The sequence below is a fragment of the Bacteroides sp. M10 genome (assembly GCF_014334015.1).
GTDB lineage: Bacteria > Bacteroidota > Bacteroidia > Bacteroidales > Bacteroidaceae > Bacteroides > Bacteroides intestinigallinarum.
The window spans coordinates 1,372,035-1,391,397 of record NZ_CP060488.1; the positions used below are offsets into that span (position 1 = coordinate 1,372,035).

Genomic DNA, 19,363 nt, shown 5'->3' on the forward strand with positions numbered 1-19,363 from the left:
TTTGTCTTGCACGCTTCACCACTTATTTAAAAGTAATCATAATCTGCTCATCAATACCCTTATCAGGCATTCGCACACTACATACACCGGTTTCTTTATCCCAATTCCATAATACAGATTCCGTGTCATTCTCTAAATCTTCTTCCAATCGTTCCGTCTTAGCTTTCTTTATCTTCTTTCCTTTGGCAGTTACCTCTTTCGGAGCTTTCGCAGAATAAATACGGAATAATAGATTTCTCGGACCGGGGACAGTGTAACCTTTTCCTTCACGGACAGAGACAGTCAATTCATATCCATTTGCCAAAGTATTACAAACAATCGGCGTTTTGACAAATTCATTGCGCTGATATCCTAAGTCTTCTCCTTCATCCTCGTAGAGAGTAAAGGTAGCCTGTGCACCCTCTTGTGCAGGGAAAACTTCAAAAGTTAGTGGATATACCGGTTTCTCATGGGTGTAGTTCATCACCGGCATGGTGGGAATGATAGAACCTTGCTTCACAAACATAGGAACGGAGGACAAGGGAGCGTCAACCGTAGTCCATTGCTCTCCGGTGTAAACCGTCTTCTTGTTATTATAGTCAATCCATGTACCTTCGGGCAGATAGACATTTTTGGTACGAGCGCCTTTCTTCACCACAGGGGCTACCAGTAATTCACGGCCGAACATAAATTGGGCATCCGTAGAAAATGTTTCCATATCCATTGGGTATTCGAGAAACAGAGGACGCATGATAGGCAATCCTGTATCATAAGCTTCGCGGGCATAAGTATAGATATAGGGCAATAAACGATATTTCAACTCGATAGCTGCCTTTGCGTTCTTTTCTGCTTCGGGCCCGAAAAGCCACGGTTCCACCGGATTATCTCCCTCGTGGTGAATACGGCTCAAAGGATTGAATGCTCCGAACTGTATCCAACGGGTATAGAGTTCGGCCATAGCCGGATAATCTTCAATATCTCCACAGTAACCAGTAATGTCACAGGAAGAAAACGGTATCAGTCCTAAACCGGCGGAAAGCATTACGGGAATCTGATTGGCTAACTGTCCCCAGCCTTGCAACACATCATCTCCGTTCCCGCTATCACCTGTCCAACCGAACGTATAGCGTTGCAATCCGGCATAAGCAGCACGCGTCATTTGGAACACACGACGGTCCGGGTTCCTCTTTTCAAATTGTTCTTTCACCACTTTATCCCAAGTCAATCCATAGACATTATGGATTTCATCGTGCATACCCAGATAGTGTTTCATGACGAGACGTTCCGTCTGCTCTTCGTTACTCCAGGCAGGTTCGCCCATGTCCGTCCAAAAGCCGGAGATACCATCGTCAATCGGTTTCTGCTGATAGGTTCCCCACCAGTCGGCTACGGCAGGCAAAGTGAAATCCACCACTCCACAGTTACCACCCCAAGGCCAGGGCATATCGTAGCTTTTACCGTTCGTACTGTCCTTTACAAAATAACCCAAACGATCTGCTTCTTCCCATTGCTTTTTGTTGGCTTGTGCAATTACCGGATCTTGAGATACTACTACCTTAAAACCCATCCCTTTCAAATCCGAAAGCATCTTCTTCGGGTTCTCATAGTTTCCTTTGCGCCATTCGAAATCCTGCAGATATTCCGTCCAGCCAATGTCTTGATAGATAATATCACAAGGAATTCCACGTTTCCGGTAACCCTCGGCTATTTCGCGACTTAGCTTTTCGCTTGTCAGCAGGCCACGGCATTGAGCAAAGCCCAACGCCCATTTCGGCGGCATGATAGGTTTGCCCGTCAGTCCGACATATTGGCCGATAATTTCCTTATAGTCCTTGCCGAAGATAAAATAATAGATCATTTCACCATTCGGAGCTTCAAAGCTGTAATAGTCGCGACTTTCCGTACCGAACTTAAATTCCGTTTTGTACGTATTATCAAGAAAAATACCATACCGATAACTGCTCATAAAGAAAGGAATACTCTTGTAGAGCGGATCTTCCACTATACTGTAACAGGGTTTGTCACTATTCCACATCTTATAAGATTCGCCACGACGGTCCATCTTTCCTGTCTTTTCTCCCAGTCCGAAAAAATGCTCGTCACGACGGAGCACTTTATATTCCGTCTTCTTTGTTCCTTCACTCACATGCCCCTTGTCGGCATAATCACTAAACAGGAGTTTCTGATACTTATCAAATATCTGAAGACTCAACGGAGATTTATTTACCCGAATACGCAATTTCGGAGTAAAGATCTCATAACAGGCTGCCTGTTCGTCTACATGGACGGTTCCTACATCTTCCAACTCTTCATTAATCACTGCGAAAGAGGCATTCTTTCGTTGCAGTTGTCCATCGGGCGAAAACCAAACTTTGACTACCGAAGGACTACAAAGCTGTAACTGCAACGCAGCACTGTCCGTCAGGTGAAAAGTCACCTGACGGCCTTGTTGTGTAAAAGAAGTGCATGTGCGCGCTGCACTTTCCGCCCACACCAATGTCGGGAATACCAAACACAACGCCCATACCCAAAATTTATATCTCATCTTCATACTTATCATTTTAGTTATTCTATCTACAGCCGCTTCATGCATTATTGCTCATATAGTAAATTAAGGCACGGATTACACGGATTAACGCTGTTGTTTTACATACTCCATCATTCTAAAAACCGTGAAATCCGTGTAATCCGTGTAATCCGTGCCTAATAATATAAGATTAGTTTGCTAGAAGACTTACAATCATTTTTATTCAGCCACAACCATTGTCCAGTATTTCAGGGACGGCAATGTGAAAGAAACAACTCCGTTCTCCTGCGTAAAAGCCAGTTCCTGCAAAGCGCCTCCATGTACATCCGGTGAAGCTACCCATAACTTGTTCACTTTGGCCGGCAGATTCATTTGTAAAGCAGCTTTCGTAATCAAGATCGGTTCCGGCATCGTGCCGTCCACATCTCTCCAGCTAAGGCTGTTCGCTTGTGAGAAGTTAAGAAGATGTATCACTTGCTTGCCACCTACCTGCTTGGCATAAGTAGTAACTGATCCCTGTTGAGGAGGCCAACTATTCAATCTCATTTCGCCATTAGTACAATTCATGGAAACACTATTTTCCGTACCGCCGTCACGAAGCAGATTTTGATAAGAAGTCAGGAAATCATAATAACGAACCATCGCTGTTTTCAGTCCTTCGCTCATTGTCAGGTTCTCATTCGGAAAGTACTCTTTGCACAACATGTGATCGCCTCCCAACTCCAGGTGCGAACCACCCAAAGCAAACATGACAGCATCCGTCAGCAGAATACCCGGCGTATTAAATTCTCCCCGGTTATCCGCCTTGTTATAATTCATATAAGCTGCAAAAACCGTATTCAACTGATAATCGCCATATACTCCATTTTCATAAAGAATAGCTTTCAGATTGGTAAAATCAGCCTCATCCGCCCATACTTCATTATAGAAGAAATCCACTTTATCCGTCTCCCCTATCTGACGGGCACCGTAACGGCTCACCGCATTCATCACCAAACTCTTGTCCGGATGCACCTGCTTCATTGCATCTATAAAAGAGGCATATCCCTCACGCAAGTTAACAGGAATACCACTATAATTATAAAGCGTGCTACGTCGTCCCAACTGGTCTATCTGATAACCATCGAAAGCGAAGTTTGCATATACATCGTCATTCCTTTCGCCCAGATATTTCTGCCATTCCTTGTTAGAAGGATCTACCAGATAAATATTACTTTTCCATCCACCCGGCAAGTCATGACTATCCTTAGTCGTGTGAGAAGCATCCTTAAACAGATACCATTCCTCCTTCACTCCATCCGTAGCAGCATCTTTCAACGCTCCGAAACAAAGATTATAAAACATAGACTTCATACCGAAACGATGCTGCGCTTCAATGTAATTTTTCACCGAACTTGTATAAACCTCCCGGTTAGCGATATCCATATATACCTCATCCAACTGTGTACGTGTACCACCCAACGGCCAGTGATGCTTATTATGCCAATCCTGGAACTGCACCCAGTTGATATGATGACGGTTCAGGTACTCCATCTCTTCCTGTGTCTTTTCGGCTGTCTTCTCCTGACTGAAATCAGCTACAAAACCATAACGCGGAAAACGTGCCGGATCACTGGATACATCTACCGCAATCGTACCGACTATTACATCCGTTCCGTTCTCCTGACGGTAAAGCTCTGCCATGTACCCTTTAAAATCAGTGGTAGGCGGTTGCCATGTCCAACTCGTACCATTTACCGATTCTTCTCCCACCGTTTCACCCGAAAGGCGATAACGCACTTTAGTTCCGGCAGGCAAAGCATCATCCGCTGTAAACACCACTTTCTCCCCCGGTTTATAAAAAGCCTTGTCCGTAGACAGGTCCACACTTAAATCCGATGTTACCGGAGTCACTTCGGTAACACCGCCCGAAGCTCCTCCTTTCTGTTGGTTCGACTCATTATCATCACTGCAAGCCATACACAGGAAAGCAGCTACCAGATATATTATTTTTTTCATCTTGAATTCTTGTTTTATTGTTTCACAATCGAGATCGTCTCTTTCAACTGGTCAATCGTAATCTGATAAGAACCGGCCTCCTGAATATTCCACTTATAGTCCAGACCACCCAAATCTGCATCCGGATACATACTGCTCAACTCTGCATCCGATTTAGTGACGAACAATGCTGTTTCCACTTCACCCGTTGGAGTTTTACCGTCCTTATCCGCCATAAACCAATCTCCGTTCCAGTCAGTCTGCTTATCGCAGGAAATCTTCATCTCACCGGCTTTCAGCATACCGCTCCATGTAAAGATATAAGGACTGTCGACACTCTTAGTCATCGGTGTAGCATTGTCCAGACTCCATCCGTTCGGAGTTGCCTCACCCACCAGATACAATCCTGCGTAAGGAGTAAACGGACGCATCAGCATCTTTTCTTTTCCTTTGCCTGTATAGAACCATACTTTATAAGGTTTGCCACATTCAGCCTCTTTCATTTGCCATTTATTATCGTCGCCTCCAAGCACTACTGACGTCGAAGTGTACGGAGCATTTGCTACGGTAGGATGGAAGAAAGCATCCGACTGACCGAAATCCGCCACAGAGCTAAACTTAAATTCTCCGTCTGCCTTCCAAGGAATCACAGCCCCATAATGGAATAAATCCATCTGAACAGCATCTTTAGACAGTGCCTCAAATCCCCAGCCACCATTTCCGGTAAACGAACCGACAATGAAGAACTCGTCAAATCTCCAACCGATATCTTCCGTTTCAGTCAGTGTCAACGTCAGATTGAGCAAGTCTACTTTTACAATATAGGTTGCCCCTTCATCGATTACAAACGGCTCGTCCGGCTCGTCGCCCGATGTACGGTAAGTCAGCTTGAGTGCTTCCACTGCAGTGGCGTCACGGTTGTACGACGGCAAGAATTGTCCCAATGTCGTTATAAATTTCAATGATCCGGCGTTCAGTTTTCCTGTCCATGTAAACTGTCCGTTATCCGTACGCTCCATCGCTGTCGCATTGTCGGCAGCCCACCCATTCGGAGCAGCATCACCAATCAGGTAAAGCGTAGTAGTAACCGGCTGATATGTAGTCACCGTAAAAGCAGTCGTCGCACTTTGTTTCTGCTCTTCCATTCCGGCAACAACCGCTGTGATACGTGCCTCCAACTCCGCTTTCACAGCATAACCGATACCGAACTGCGTATTCAGGAATTGGTTGAGTTCTTCCACTTTCTTAGTCCATTGATACGTTCCCGTACCTAAATCCACCGAATAAGCATTTGCAAAGTCCGTTCCGGCTTTCGCCAGTTCCAGCATATAAGAGATACGGTTACCGCTTCCATAATTCGTTCCGGTAGTCCATGAGAGAGCGAGTGCTTCCTGACTATGGTTCTTTTCGTTCAACACCAAGTCCTGCTGATTCACCGAAAGAGTGAGGGTATCATGTCCTTTATTTGTCTCCATATAATCTTCGGCACAGGCAACCATCGTTCCGCCGATGAAAAGAGAGCATAACAACTGATATATATATTTCTTCATGATATTATTTATCTAAATGAATGATTATAAAACGGATTAATAACCGGGATTTTGAGTCATCAGATGATTAGAGTCCATCTCTGTCTGCGGAATAGGCAACAGGAGACGTTCCTTGGTCACATTATTCTTACCGATGGATTTCAGGAATGTCAATGCATAATTTCCATTATCCACACGGATCATATCAAACCAGCGGTGTCCTTCAAAGGCAAGCTCCATCCGGCGCTCGTGAATAATCTTCTCCCTCATTTCAGTCTGCGTCAGAATAGTCGGCACATCTGCCAGTCCGGCACGTTTGCGGACGATGTTCAATGGTTCGGCAGCCTGGTCGGGATGTCCCTGCTCGTTCAATGCTTCCGCTTTCTTCAATAGAACATCTGCATAGCGATATACTACGAAGTTGTTGGGATTGGTATTATACTCCGGAGAAACAGTCTTCGACACAAGGAACTTGCGCACATTATAACCTGTATTCGACCAGGAACGTCTGTATTCCATTCCGTCAAAAGCAGGACAACCTTGATACAAGACAGTAACGTCTTTCCGCAAATCACCGTCCTCATATTGCTTGAAAAATTCTTCCGTAGGCAGGTTCCATCCATAAGCACCGGCCACCAGACTTGAGTTACGAGGTCCCATGAAAGTCGACAGCCAGGATGATTGGTTATCACCGCCCCAGAAATCATATTCCGTACTGCCGGAATATTGTACTTCGAAAAGGGATTCCGGACCATTATTGATAGTGGCATTGAAATTATCGGCATAATTGTATTGGGTCAAATCGTATCCCATCGCAGCAATATTGTCGCACAGAGTCACTACTTCATTATAGTATTCGCGATGATTGGGCGCCAATGTCAGATAAATATCCGCCAGCATAGCCATTGCAGCTTCTTTGCAGGCACGTCCTCTATCGCTGTCTCCATAACTGCTTTTCGGAGGAAGCATATTTACCGCATTCTTGCAGTCAGAAAAAATCTGGGCATATACCTCATCTACCGTATTACGGGCAATATCCGTAGATTCTCCCGGTTCAAACGGTGTTAAACGCAAAGGCACACCTCCATACAGACGAACCAGAATATAGTAGTAATGTGCACGCAGGAAATAAGCCTCACCCATGCAACGGGTCTTTACCTCATCGGAGATAGCTGCCGAAGGCAGATTGGAAAGCACAATGTTACAACGTCCGATACCTACCCACGGAGAACGCCATACGTACAAAGCAAAGCCATTATCACTCTGGGCTATGAAATTGGAAGCCTGCACAGTTTCCAGTCCGTCGGTTCCCCCTCCGGCGCCTACCTCACTGTTACCTGCGATAATATCGAGGCTCCAGATACGCTGGTTATACATATTGGATGACTGAAGAGTCTTGTAACAGGCAGTAGTCAGTGCCACGGCAATCTCGTTCGTTACTTCCGATTCGGGATCGACGCCATATTTAGGATATTTATCTAAGAAATCGTTGCATGAGGTCAATGCCAGCATGGCAAACATCATCATCAAAGTTGTTATCTTTTTCATATTCTTCCTCCTGATTTAAAAGTTAAAGTTCAAACCCATGCTGAACGTACGTGAGATAGGGTAGCGGCTGCTGTCGATACCATTAACGTCAACCTCCGGGTCAAAGCCGGAATATCCGGTGATAGTCGCCACATTCTCGCAAGAGAAAGAGATGCGGGCATTTTCCAGTTGAATCTTTTGCATCCACTTTTTAGGCAGTGTATACGAAAGCGTAATGTTTTTCAGACGGAGGTAGGAACCGTTTTCCACAAATCGGTCGGATACGCGGCAGTTCTGATTCGGGTCTCCCCAGATAGCACGCGGCATGGAGTTGCTTGTTCCTTCTCCCGTCCAGCGGTTCAGTACGGCTGTGGTCTGGTTGTAAGCGGCTGCCATTCCTTCGTTGTCTACATTGTTGGCATTATAAATCTTGTTTCCCGATACGCCTTGCAGGAAAACAGAGAGTTCCCATCCCTTATAAGAGAAATTATTGCTTAGAGAGAAGAACCAGTTCGGATTCGGGTTGCCGATAACGGTACGGTCTTCATCGTTGATAACTCCATCGTTATTCAAGTCCCGGAAACGGATATCGCCCGGAGCAGCGCCCGGTTGGGTAGCATGGCGGTTCACTTCATCCCAGTTCTGGAAAAGTCCGTCGGTTACGTATCCGTAGAATACATTAATCGGATAACCGGCTCTAAGCATAGTCACGTATGAGTTACCCATCTGGTTGATGAACATCGGAGTTTCGCTGTTCAAGTCCTGAATTTCGTTCTTGTTATAAGTGGCTGTTAAGGCAGACTCCCAAGAGAAAAGCCCTTTCAGGTTGATAGTACGCAAGGTCATTTCCACCCCTTTGTTGCGCATCTTGCCGGCATTGGTGAAAGTTTCGGTAGTATCTTCAAAACCGGAAGTGATAGGAATGGAAGCCTTCACCAACATATCTGCTGTCTTCTTGATATAAGCGTCCAGCGAAAGGTTGACGCGTGAATTGAACAGGCTCATGTCTACACCAAAGTTGGTCTGGCGCACTTCTTCCCAATGAATATTCGGATTGGAGAGAGTAGTAGATACCAGAGCGGTGGAGTTGTTGTTGCCGAAAGGATAGACTCCTGTGTTATAGGAAGCAACAAAGCCGTAGTTACCGATTTCCTGATTACCGGTCACACCGTATCCGATACGCAGTTTGAGGTCATTCACCGGGAAGTTGTCTTTCGGAAACCAGTTCTCCTGGGAAATACGCCATGCCAGCGAAACGGAAGGGAATGTTCCCCAACGGTTGTTCTTACCGAAACGGGAAGAGCCGTCACGACGCACAGTAGCTGTAAGCAGGTATTTATCTTCGTAAGAATAGTTGAGACGTGCCATCAGAGAGAGCAGTGCCCAGTCACTCTGGCTACCGCCAAGACTGTACATCTTCTCACCGTTGTCCATCTCATGGATATTATCAAACATGAAGATATTCTTTTGAGCATTCAGGTAATCGTAGTTGTTCCACTGGGCGGAAGAACCTGCCATCACCCCTACCCGGTGTTTCTGCGCAAAAGTGTGGTCGAATACAAAATAATTATCCCACAAATAGGTAAATGCTTTGTTATCGCTCTTATAGCGGGAAGATTCTTCTACCGGATTCGGTTTCCAGTTGTAAGCCGGAGTAAAGTTGTCGACAAACCAGAATTTGGCGTCATAACCGAATGTACTTTTCAACTTCAGCCATTTGGTAAAGGTGATCTCTCCGGTGATGTTTGCCAGGAAGTTATATCCTTTTGTTTCATTGGTCATCATGTGCAGCGTACCGATCGGGTTACGGATGCTTCCGTACCATTGCGCCTCCTGTCCGGGACCGCTCCAACTGCCGTCCTCATTCTTCACCGGTTGGGTGGGGAGTGCTTTCATTGCATCACCGATGCTATAAGTTCCTCCTTCTTTCACGTCCGTACTGAATGTCAGGTTGGTAGTGAATTTCAGCCATTTATTAACTTGGGCATCGCTATTTGCCTGAAAGTTGAAACGACGGTAATTAACGCTTTCCACAATACCGGACTGGTCAAGGAAACCACCGGATACATAGTAATGTGCTTTTTCCGTACCACCGGAGTAGCTAACCGAATAGCTTTGCTTCACTCCCGTGCGCAGCATTTCATCCAGCCAGTTCGTTCCTGTTCCCAATAAAGAAGGGTCTGCCCAATAAGGGTTTGTATTATCATCATTATTAGACAGCATATCATTGCTCAAAGCGGCATATTGCGCAGCGTTCAGCATATCGGGCACTTTAGTGGCATTCTGAATCGCCCAGTTAGCGTTTACCGTCACCTTTCCGGCACCCTCGGCACCACGTTTGCTGGTAATCATCACCACACCGTTCGCACCACGCGAACCATAAATAGCTGTTGCCGAAGCATCTTTCAATACGTCCACCCGCTCTACATCGGCCATATTCAGAGCAGACAATCCCAAGTCGGTAGGTATTCCGTCAATGACAATCAGCGGGTTACTGTTATTGATTGTTCCCAAGCCACGGATTTTAATGGTGACATTATCACCCGGCTTACCGGCATCGATAATCTGCACGCCGGACACCTTTCCCTGCATTGCCTGACCGATATTGGCCACCGGAGAGTCTTTGATATCCTTCACTCCGACAGAAGATACAGCTCCGGTCAGGTCGCTCTTTTTCATCGTTCCGTAACCCACTACTACAACTTCGTCCAATACTTCCGTATCTTCCTGCAAGGTTACTTTCAAGGAGTTTTTCCCGTTCACCGGAACTGTCTGCATTTTATAGCCGACAAAAGAGATGGTCAGCGTGCTGTTAGTCGGAACGCTTAATGAGAAATTACCGTCTACATCGGTAATTGTACCGTTCGTTGTACCTTTTTCTACCACACTGGCACCGATCACCGGTTCGCCCGTGGCATCTACGACATGTCCTTTTATTGAAATCTGTTGTGCGAATGCACTAAGAGATAGGAACAAGCCCCACATTATTAGTAAGAGGCGGCGTTCAAAGCCTTTCGACTTCATACTCTGTTTCATGTACATTAATTTAAAGTTAATATTAGGGTTACTTTTGTTTTACTCTCTGTGTCATTGCTGAAATGACCGTGAAACAAAAGTATCTACATTTCATACTGCTTCTTAAAGCAGATAGCAAAAATATAGTGATTTATACAGTATCTCACAGTATAAACCACTAAATATAAGAACGTTACAAAATAGAAGTCAGACAAAAAAAGTAGTGGTTTTCTTATTCTTCCACCTTCCCTATTTGCATTACTTTAGCCTCAAATTCATCTCTTTCTCCCACAGCCTTGTTACGGACACGGGTCCGGTAATTATAAATGGTAGTGACGGAGTAACGAAGGAATTGCGCTATTTTAGTGCTGTCCGTAATTCCCAGGCGGATGAGAGCGAAGATACGAAGTTCGGTATTCAGCTGTTCTCCCGGTTTGGGTTGCATCGGTTCGGTAAGCAGGGCATTAAATTCCTCCACAAAACTGGGGAAGAGTTGCAGGAAAGTCACGTCGAAGTTCGCATAAAACTCTTTCAGTTCTTCATCAAGGAACTGGGAAGACTTAATAGCCTTATATAGTTCTTCCACCCTTCCGGCAGCGGCAATCTTATTCAGGGAACGGCGGTATAAATCCATCTTATCGAGATAAGTGGAACATTGGTCCATGTATCTCCCGATATATTCCTCCTTGATATAGTTGGCTTCCGAAAGCGTATGATTCATTTCTTTCAGTTGCGAATTGGAATCGTGAAGTTCTTCGTTCAGTTCTTGCAGGAGCGTATTGGTATCGACCACTTCGCGGCGCGCAGCAGCTACCTTTTTCATCTGTTTATAGACAAAGAAAATGGCAACCAGCAAGAAAACGGAAAGCAGACTGATACATATCAACGAAACTTTCATCTCCTGTTGCTGACGTTTGGTTTTTAATTGATAGGCCTGGTCGATGATAGGAAAGACCTGCGAGATTTCCAACGTACGAAGACGGGCATTGCAAAGAGTGGCATCCTCCAGGGAACATTTCAGATAGTTGTAGGCACGGTCGATGTCTCCTGCTTCATAAACAAGAGAAGCGAGTTTGCGCAACGATACATATTCTTTTACCGCTGATTTCAAATCGGCGATGGCCGAAAGAGCCAGGTAATGTTTTTGCCCCTGCTTATCTCCTTTCAATCGACAGCCTTCGGAAATGGTATAAGTAATCATTGCCTGTGCATGGTCATCCAAAGACGGTTTACTGTAATATTCCATCAGCATATCAATCGCTTCATCGTATCGGGCATGAACGATGTACTTATCTGCCATCACCAATGCATGTCCCAAAGAGTCGGAAGCATTGATCTGTAACAGGGAATCCCGGTATAAATCCGTCATCCGGTAATATTCTTTCTTGGCTTTCTCCGTAACGGCATAATCACCCATCAATCCATAAATAGTGCGATATAGATGATAATAATAGCCATATAGATAGTCGGGCAGTGTTTTCTTATCAATTTTCCCCAATAATTCGAGGGCTTCTTTGTACATTCCGGTAGTTCCCATCACTTCCGCCATATTCATGGCAGAATCATCCAAGTAGTCCAGTTTATTTAAACGATGTGCCAGTTCCTCTTTCCGTTGGGCATAGACAAAAGACGAATCCAGATTATAAGCCCGGTATTCATCGAAAAGACGTCCGCAAAAACCATATCGCTGCTCATCAGAAGCAGCCTCAACCAACAATTTCTTCAAGTCAGCAATTCGTGCCTCCTTTTCCGCTCCATAAGTCTGACGGTTTTTAATGATACCATCAATCTCACGAAGTAACGCATCGGTACTCTTATTATCTTTTGCATAAAGCAGACCAGAAAGGACGATTGTCACAAAAATCAGAATAACTTTTTTCATAGTGCCGTATGTATTATATCTGCAAAGATAAAAGTCTTTCAGAAACTTCCGGCTTTCAGGAGAAGATTATTGCAGGTAGAAAGAACAATCTTTATTAAAAAGAGAAGGTAAATCGGATTTATTATAAACATAATTATTATATTTATAATAATCAATATTGCAGTCATTGTTAATTCTTTTATTCCAGTCACTCCCTACTAGAAACGATTTTGGTTCTTCGTCAAATTTGGTGGTAATCTCTTTTTTATTTCACCGGTCTTCTTCTTTCTTAATCCTATTAAAAGTTGTAGATATGTTTGCTTTTTAGTAACTTTAAAGACACCACATCATTAAGAGTTACAATGCAACAAGTCATATCTACAACGTACAAATATACATCAAAAAAAGAAAATACTCCTACAAATAGGGGATTATTCCATGATTTCAGATTCAGTCTTGGCTACGATAATCTGCAACAAGATGGTATCTCTGAAGCTGTTAGCTCATTGACGGTCTTTCTACATACGGCTGGCAAGGGGGCTTCCTGTCCTTATTGCGGACATTTCAGTCACCGATTGCACAGTTACTACTCCCGTCATATTCAGGATCTTGAAGTTTACGGTCATACTTTGGAGTTAGTCATAAAGGTTGGCAAATATTATTGTGATAATGTTTCTTGTCCACAAAAAATATTCTGCGAACCGTTGTCTTTTCTGGCTCGTCGGTATGGTAGACGGAGCTATCTTGTTGAGGAACGCATCAGATCGATAAGCTTGGAACTTACTTCCCGAAAGGCCTCTTCTCTTTTACAACTGTTCCATATAACGGCCAGTAGTTCTTCCTGCTTACGCATCCTACAACAGTGCGGACAACATAATCCTATGCATAATAAAAGTATTTATGTAGGTATTGATGATTTTGCCTATAAAAAAGGTAAGGATTATATGAGTGTGGTCGTAGACCAGATGACACACATACCTATTGCTTTGTTAGAGGATAGAAACGGAGAAGCACTTGATAACTGGCTCATCCGGAATCCTCAAATACAATATATAACGAGAGACCGTGGAAGATGTTTCACAGAAGCTATAAACAGAATAATCCCTGGTGTTACACAAATCTGCGACCGGTTCCATCTAATCAAGAATATGACGGACACGATGATACCGGAAATAGAGAAAATGATTCGTCAGACCAAGAAAAAGCTCAAATACGAATATCCTGACAGAGACACGGCTTCTTCGTTAATTCTTCAGGACATATTTAACATGGGAGATGTCCGACACAGAGAAAAATTAAAGATATACAGGGAAAGCTTGAACTTAAAAATGCAGGGGATGACCATTGAGCAGACAGCCACACATTTGGGTAAGAAAAGTCGCTACATTTATAAGATCATTCACAACAGAAGAATAGGGGCATACTTGAATGAGCAACAGAAGACAGCTCTTAAATATGTATCCGAACTGGCTACAATCATTAGTGCGGGCTGTATTACTCGAAAAATATTGGCGCAAAAAATGGGGAGTAAAATCAGTGGCGCACTTATTGGAAGGATAACATCCAGCTTGCGAAAAAGGTATCAACAAAAGAGGAAGGAAATCAAGGAGCATAATGAGAGCATTGAAAACGGAAGTAAAATACAGAGAGTTTCACAGAATCAGATACGCAAATACATTCTAAAGGGAGAATCGGATAATCCTAAACTAGCGGAACTGTATAAGTCCTCACCACAGATAAAAGAACTCTTAAGCGTGTGTCAAAATTTCAGAGACATGATTAATGGGAACACTTATGATAAGGATATTAGAAAGTGGATTGAAAAAGCGAAGGCAACACGGAATATGCCACTAACGAACTTTGCATATGGTATTGAAAAAGACTGGGAGGCAGTACAGGCAGCTATTGATATCCCCTTCAGTAACGGATTACTGGAGGGGACAGTGAATAAAATTAAAGCGGTAAAAAGACAGATGTACAATAGGGCAGGAATTAAACTACTGAGAGCGAAGATTATTTATTCACAATAGAAGAAGTACCACCAAATTTGACGAAGAACCACGATTTTTAAATTTCATTTCTCATATTCTCATTAATTATTATAAACAGCATATAATCAAACAATTATCTTATGAGAAATATCGTATTGAAAAGTGTTTCTCATAAGACAATCCCTATTTTAGCGTAAATTCCGGCTTATTCTCATAACGTTTTAGGCTATTTCTCATAGTCAGCTTACCAGCCTTCCCTTTCGTGACAAATCCTCATTAAACAACCGTTATACACCCGTTATACTTCTATTATCCCATAACCATCATTACATTAACGTGCGTAAGCATTCGGTCTCGTGCGTATTCTCTCCAAACTCTTATAAAGTCAAAAGCCAGACGGAGTACGTCTGGCTTTTGACTTTATAAACCTTTCTTGTTTATCCTTTCCAATTAAATGGCAGTAAATCGGAGTAGTCGTTTTTCTCTTCTCTTTCTTTATCCTGTACTCTAATCACCACGTCCTGCATCCATAGTTTTGGGTTCACCTTATTTTCCCTGCAACATCCCATCAGTGAAAAGAATATTGCCGCTGCGTGTGCTGCCTCATGCGATCCGGAGAAGAGTGTATTTTTTCTGTTTACAGTCAACGGTCTAATAGAACGCTCCACCGGATTATTATCAATGCAGAACTGTGCATCATTGACATATCCGGACAGTTGTTCAAAGCGTGTGTACATATAGAATATGGCCTTGGCAACAGGCGATTTATCGACCGTATGTTCATATTCCTCTTTGCACCATTTTTCCAGTCCTTTGATAATAGGGTACGATTTTTCCCGGCGAAGCTTTACTACAGCCTCGCCTTCCAGATGTTCTATCCTGATTTCCTCCTCCACAGCATACAGTCTGCCTATTTGTTCAAGTGCATACCTTGCTCTGGGAGGGTCATTTCCTTCCGCTTCCACAAACTTGCGCCTGACGTGTGCCCAACAGCACAAGTGCAACTTTCCGGGTAGCGTGTCGAACTCGTCATATACTGCAAAGCCGTCACTCTGTACCACGCGGACCTGTCCTGCCAGCAGTGTGTCTATTCCGCTGCTGCCACGCCCCTTGTGATATTCAAAGAAGGGGGTATGAAACCGGGGCAGATAGAAGTTCCACATATACCCGCGATGAAGAGCACCGGGTCGGTCGCTTTCAAGTACGGGGTGGGGCGTCTCATCGGCCATGACGTAATAACTGTCCTTAACCAGTTCACGAAGCTCATTGTAGATCGGCTCCAAACGCTGTGCGGCAGCCATCATCCAGTTACTTACGGTGGAAGGACTCAGATGGATGCCTTCACGCTCAAAAATGTCCAGCTGTCTGTGCAGAGGCAGGTGATCGTAATATTTGGCGGTGGCAATGTGGGACAGTACACTCTCCGAGGCATTGCTGTGAGGGTGTGCCATTACGGGCATGGGAGCAGTTATGATACGACCGTCGGCAAGCCGGTATTTAGGACGGATGATGCGTCTCACATAGAATCGGGCAGGGCTGACGGCATATTGTTCGCTCACTTCCTCCCCCAGCTTCGTCGCTCCCTCCAGAGAAAGACCTTCCGGCATGGGAATGATGATTTCTTCACGGGGAAGGGACGGATCGATGGGCTTACGGGCGTGGGGAGTAATCTTTTGGGTGAAGCTCTTACGGAAACGATTGTAACCATTCTCCGACCGGGCAGATTTCTCAGCCGTTTTCTGCTCCTCCGCTACCGGGTCATTGACATCGGACGGAGATTCAAAACAGATGCTCAATTGGTTGGCATCTTCGGGAAGATGACGTTTTTCACTGGATTTACCCCATAAACGGCGTGTCAAATCAGCCAATTTCCATCTCAGGTCAGCAATGACGGCTGTACAGGCTGAGATTTCCTCAACTTGGCGGGAATACTCCTGCAAAGAGGCTGCGTATTTTCTCTGAAGTTCCGCATGTTCCTTTTCAAGACGTTCACGTTCCTTGCGCAACTCTTCGTACTCTTCCAAAGTAAAGGTAATGACTGGTTCTTTCACTGCATATCCACTTTTTTATTATGTGGCAAAGTTATCAAAATAAACCTGTACGGCTTGTAGGATGGGAGATTACTTTTCAACTGTTTTCCGATACTTTTTAACAGTAAGCAGCTCATTCAGGCGATTCCAGGAAATTTGAAGAAAATCTCTTTTCCGTTCGTCCTTTTTCAAGAAGAAAGAACTGTGGTTCAGACGACGGCATTCCAGTCGGTATTCGTCCTCGCACCGATAGAGGATATGCAATCTGCTACGGGAACGGTCAAGAAAAATATGACAACTCTGCTCTGACACGCAAGAACCCGTGTGCCGGATGACCTCGCCACAAAGACCGTCAATACCTTTATGGAAATTACAACCATTGGGATAAAGGTAATAAGACCAGAAAGGACTGTTACGGAAAAGACCAAGACCTAAGGGGAGAAGTAGATCCTGAGGAGAATGGATGCCAAGACTGGAAGCCGAAACTTTATAACGACGACCACCATCAAATATGAAAAGAACAGAATCAAAATGGTTAGACTCGGATAAGAGACTACGCAGCTTTTCACTTTCACTAGAAAATACTAATACTGAACACATAATGGATTAAGATGATTATGAAGGCACAAAGGTAGGAAAGAAAAGAAGGGAAAGAAACACGCACGAGCCCGAATGCTTACTAACGTGCCGATATTGTTAACTTCCCACGGCCGTGGTGACTTCTTTCCACAGCCGTGACGAGTTCCTACCACGGCCGTGGGAAGATCTTGTCACGGCCGTGACGAACTAAAGATACCGGTGCTTTAGTGGAATTATACCGATATCCTAACGTAACTATACCGGTATTCCAACATAACGATGCCGCCATTCCAACGTAAGTATACCGACTACTCTCCCCATAAAGTCCCACTTGATTAATCTTAAAACAAGGCACTTGACAAGAAATCAAGGCTGACAATAAAAGTGCATATATTTTATTATCAGCATCTATTGTCATACAGTATAAAATTGATAGTCAACCACTTAAACATCATCTTGACAGATTGACAATAAAAAGAGCACAAATCGTTAAGTATTAGCTCTACAAAATAATATGACTGAACTTTCTGGAAAGTTTTGTGGAAAATAAAATTGTTATTTTGGAAATAGCAGCATAGTATCATTGTCGTTTTAGTATTACCCACACACCAGCATTATCCTTGCCTTTATGCTTCAAAACACCCATATTTTTCATAGTAGAAAGATCGCGTTCTACTGTGCGCTGACTCACCGACAAAGTCTCCGACATTTGTTTGGCGGTGATTGTCGGTGACTCCTTTATGAGATTTAGTATTTTCTGCTGTCGTTCAGTGAGTTTAGTCTCCGACATATCTTCGTCATTGTCTCCGACATCTGGCATGTCGGTGGAGGCAAAAATGGTGGTCTGAAATTGAGTTGGAGTAGATTTGAATACAGGTTTCAGCTCATCCCTATATCCATCCAAAGTCTTGGTCTCATTGCAAATGCGTGTAAGTCCACTGCCTCGCTTCTCCATATAGTCCAGTTGTGCCATCACATTTGCGAGTATCGGATTACGTCTTTCGGAAGAAACGTCCGCAATATCCAAGTCTTGAATCAATGCCCCATTATACATGCCTCCGGGTGATGTTACAGTAAGACGGTCATCATAAATATCAAGATGTACCTCACTACCCATCACAGTATAGTCTCGGTGAATGAAATGGTTAACCATCGCTTCAAGAACTGCGCGTTCCGCATACTCTGGTTTATTTTTTCGTCCATCAGGCAATTTTTCCCAACCTCTCTTTGTATTTGATTTTACAAAGTTCATTGCTTCACGAAGTAACATCAGCACATTACCAGTGAACTCGGCATCATTAATAGCATCCCCCTTCACTCTGCCATCCCACCGTGTACAGTATAGACGTGATTGCCACAATGGAGAATCATCAGCGAACAATGCACCTGCGTTAGTAAGGCATCCGGTGTTAGTAACGAGTCCAAATGACAAAAGATATTTTTTGTTCCACTCTTGGCTTGTACGTGTTTTGAAAGTGTTTGCTATTATCGTGAAAGAATGGTCTTCAACTTTATAATCCGTGTGTAGGGAATCAAATGTTTTATTTGAGCCTTTCAATATCAAGCGTACCATTTGCTCTGCCGTTGCAGGTAAACTCTCATCGCCAACACGAACAAAAGCAATACGCTGACCATCACCGACATAATAGTAAGGAGTATAACTGCCAGCATTAACTTTCAGTTGTAATATGTCAAGGTCACCAATTCTTTGTGGAACCATTTCGACATCAGGCAATGGATCCATGTAGTCGCGAATCTTGCTGCTGATGGTTTCACAAACATGCTGCACATCATCAAGACCTCTGACAACACCATCATCGTCTATGCCAAAGAAAAGTGAACCGCCCCGACCATTGGCAAAAGCACTTATACTCTTTAGCCAGCTCTTAGGCTTCTTTTCTTCAAGCATTAATTTAAAATCGTATGCGGTGCATTCTGCTATCAGAGTCTCTAATTTCATTTTTTATGATGGCTACTATATTATCAATCAATAAAATTCATTGTCTATTCTCGTTACAAAATTACAACTAATTATCGAAAAGCAGTATAAGAATCATCGTTTTGCGTATATTCTAAGCACTTTTTCATGAAACGTTAATAACAAGTAGAGTGATAGCCAATTTTTCCACCATATCTACCAGCTTTTGATATGATATCGATGCCATTTGTATTTTGCATCCATTCTTTTGCACTAAGGCGATAACTGAACAACCCCAATTTTAATTGTGCCGAATTCGACACAATTAAAATTGGGGTTGTTCAGCTTCTCCCAAATACCTAGAAATTCTACAGTGTTTCGATTCCTAAGCCTATTCGAGAAGAAGAATACAAAGGTAAGTACCTTACAA

General features: G+C 43.8%; 10 protein-coding genes. 1 reads left to right on the forward strand and 9 read right to left on the reverse strand.

Translation table 11 applies throughout. From position 1 onward, the window contains the following. Positions 1-22 precede the first annotated feature (22 nt). The 6 genes from H8796_RS05115 to H8796_RS05140 all read right to left on the reverse strand — a co-directional run bounded on the left by H8796_RS05115 (position 23) and on the right by H8796_RS05140 (position 12,436). On the reverse strand, positions 23-2,539 hold the full coding sequence (locus tag H8796_RS05115; protein WP_117932551.1) for a glycoside hydrolase family 31 protein: 2,517 nt from the start codon (positions 2,537-2,539) through the stop codon (positions 23-25). A 186-nt stretch (positions 2,540-2,725) separates the two neighbouring features. Beyond that, positions 2,726-4,504 carry a glycoside hydrolase family 66 protein gene (locus tag H8796_RS05120; RefSeq protein WP_117932549.1) on the reverse strand — a complete coding sequence of 593 codons (1,779 nt, stop codon included), beginning with the start codon at positions 4,502-4,504 and terminating at the stop codon, positions 2,726-2,728. A gap of 14 nt (positions 4,505-4,518) precedes the next feature. Further along, the gene (locus H8796_RS05125) at positions 4,519-6,033 is read right to left on the reverse strand and encodes a SusF/SusE family outer membrane protein (RefSeq protein WP_117932547.1); all 1,515 of its coding nucleotides are present in this window, start codon (positions 6,031-6,033) and stop codon (positions 4,519-4,521) included. Between the two features lie 36 nt (positions 6,034-6,069). Continuing rightward, entirely contained in the window at positions 6,070-7,533 is a 1,464-nt protein-coding gene (locus tag H8796_RS05130; protein WP_370449123.1) for a RagB/SusD family nutrient uptake outer membrane protein, read from the reverse strand. A 42-nt stretch (positions 7,534-7,575) separates the two neighbouring features. Beyond that, positions 7,576-10,575, reverse strand: coding sequence for a TonB-dependent receptor (locus H8796_RS05135; RefSeq protein WP_117932917.1), 3,000 nt, complete (start codon positions 10,573-10,575; stop codon positions 7,576-7,578). 211 nt (positions 10,576-10,786) lie between these two features. After that, positions 10,787-12,436: a DUF6377 domain-containing protein gene (locus H8796_RS05140; protein ID WP_117932543.1), complete on the reverse strand. Its 1,650-nt coding sequence runs from the start codon at positions 12,434-12,436 to the stop codon at positions 10,787-10,789. A gap of 341 nt (positions 12,437-12,777) precedes the next feature. On the opposite strand from H8796_RS05140, the gene H8796_RS05145 reads away from it, so the two are divergent. Further along, complete coding sequence (locus H8796_RS05145) at positions 12,778-14,445, forward strand: ISL3 family transposase (RefSeq protein WP_117938157.1); 1,668 nt, start codon at positions 12,778-12,780, stop codon at positions 14,443-14,445. A 398-nt stretch (positions 14,446-14,843) separates the two neighbouring features. On the opposite strand, the gene H8796_RS05150 is transcribed toward H8796_RS05145, so the two are convergent. The 3 genes from H8796_RS05150 to H8796_RS05160 all read right to left on the reverse strand — a co-directional run bounded on the left by H8796_RS05150 (position 14,844) and on the right by H8796_RS05160 (position 18,975). Next, a complete protein-coding gene (locus tag H8796_RS05150) occupies positions 14,844-16,457 on the reverse strand; it encodes an IS66 family transposase (protein ID WP_117932118.1) in 1,614 nt (537 codons plus the stop codon). A gap of 69 nt (positions 16,458-16,526) precedes the next feature. Next, the gene (gene tnpB / locus H8796_RS05155) at positions 16,527-17,036 is read right to left on the reverse strand and encodes an IS66 family insertion sequence element accessory protein TnpB (protein ID WP_117932120.1); all 510 of its coding nucleotides are present in this window, start codon (positions 17,034-17,036) and stop codon (positions 16,527-16,529) included. Positions 17,037-17,595: 559 nt separating this feature from the next. Next, positions 17,596-18,975: an ATP-binding protein gene (locus tag H8796_RS05160; RefSeq protein ID WP_117933243.1), complete on the reverse strand. Its 1,380-nt coding sequence runs from the start codon at positions 18,973-18,975 to the stop codon at positions 17,596-17,598. Positions 18,976-19,363 lie beyond the last annotated feature (388 nt).

Excerpts from the sequence above, each read along its gene's own strand:
- H8796_RS05135 (WP_117932917.1), bottom strand. The coding sequence starts at position 10,575 with ATGAAACAGAGTATGAAGTCGAAAGGCTTTGAACGCCGCCTCTTACTA.
- H8796_RS05115 (WP_117932551.1), bottom strand. The coding sequence starts at position 2,539 with ATGATAAGTATGAAGATGAGATATAAATTTTGGGTATGGGCGTTGTGT.
- H8796_RS05140 (WP_117932543.1), bottom strand. The coding sequence starts at position 12,436 with ATGAAAAAAGTTATTCTGATTTTTGTGACAATCGTCCTTTCTGGTCTG.
- tnpB (WP_117932120.1), bottom strand. The coding sequence starts at position 17,036 with ATGTGTTCAGTATTAGTATTTTCTAGTGAAAGTGAAAAGCTGCGTAGT.
- H8796_RS05145 (WP_117938157.1), top strand. The coding sequence starts at position 12,778 with ATGCAACAAGTCATATCTACAACGTACAAATATACATCAAAAAAAGAA.
- H8796_RS05160 (WP_117933243.1), bottom strand. The coding sequence starts at position 18,975 with ATGAAATTAGAGACTCTGATAGCAGAATGCACCGCATACGATTTTAAA.
- H8796_RS05125 (WP_117932547.1), bottom strand. The coding sequence starts at position 6,033 with ATGAAGAAATATATATATCAGTTGTTATGCTCTCTTTTCATCGGCGGA.
- H8796_RS05130 (WP_370449123.1), bottom strand. The coding sequence starts at position 7,533 with ATGTTTGCCATGCTGGCATTGACCTCATGCAACGATTTCTTAGATAAA.
- H8796_RS05120 (WP_117932549.1), bottom strand. The coding sequence starts at position 4,504 with ATGAAAAAAATAATATATCTGGTAGCTGCTTTCCTGTGTATGGCTTGC.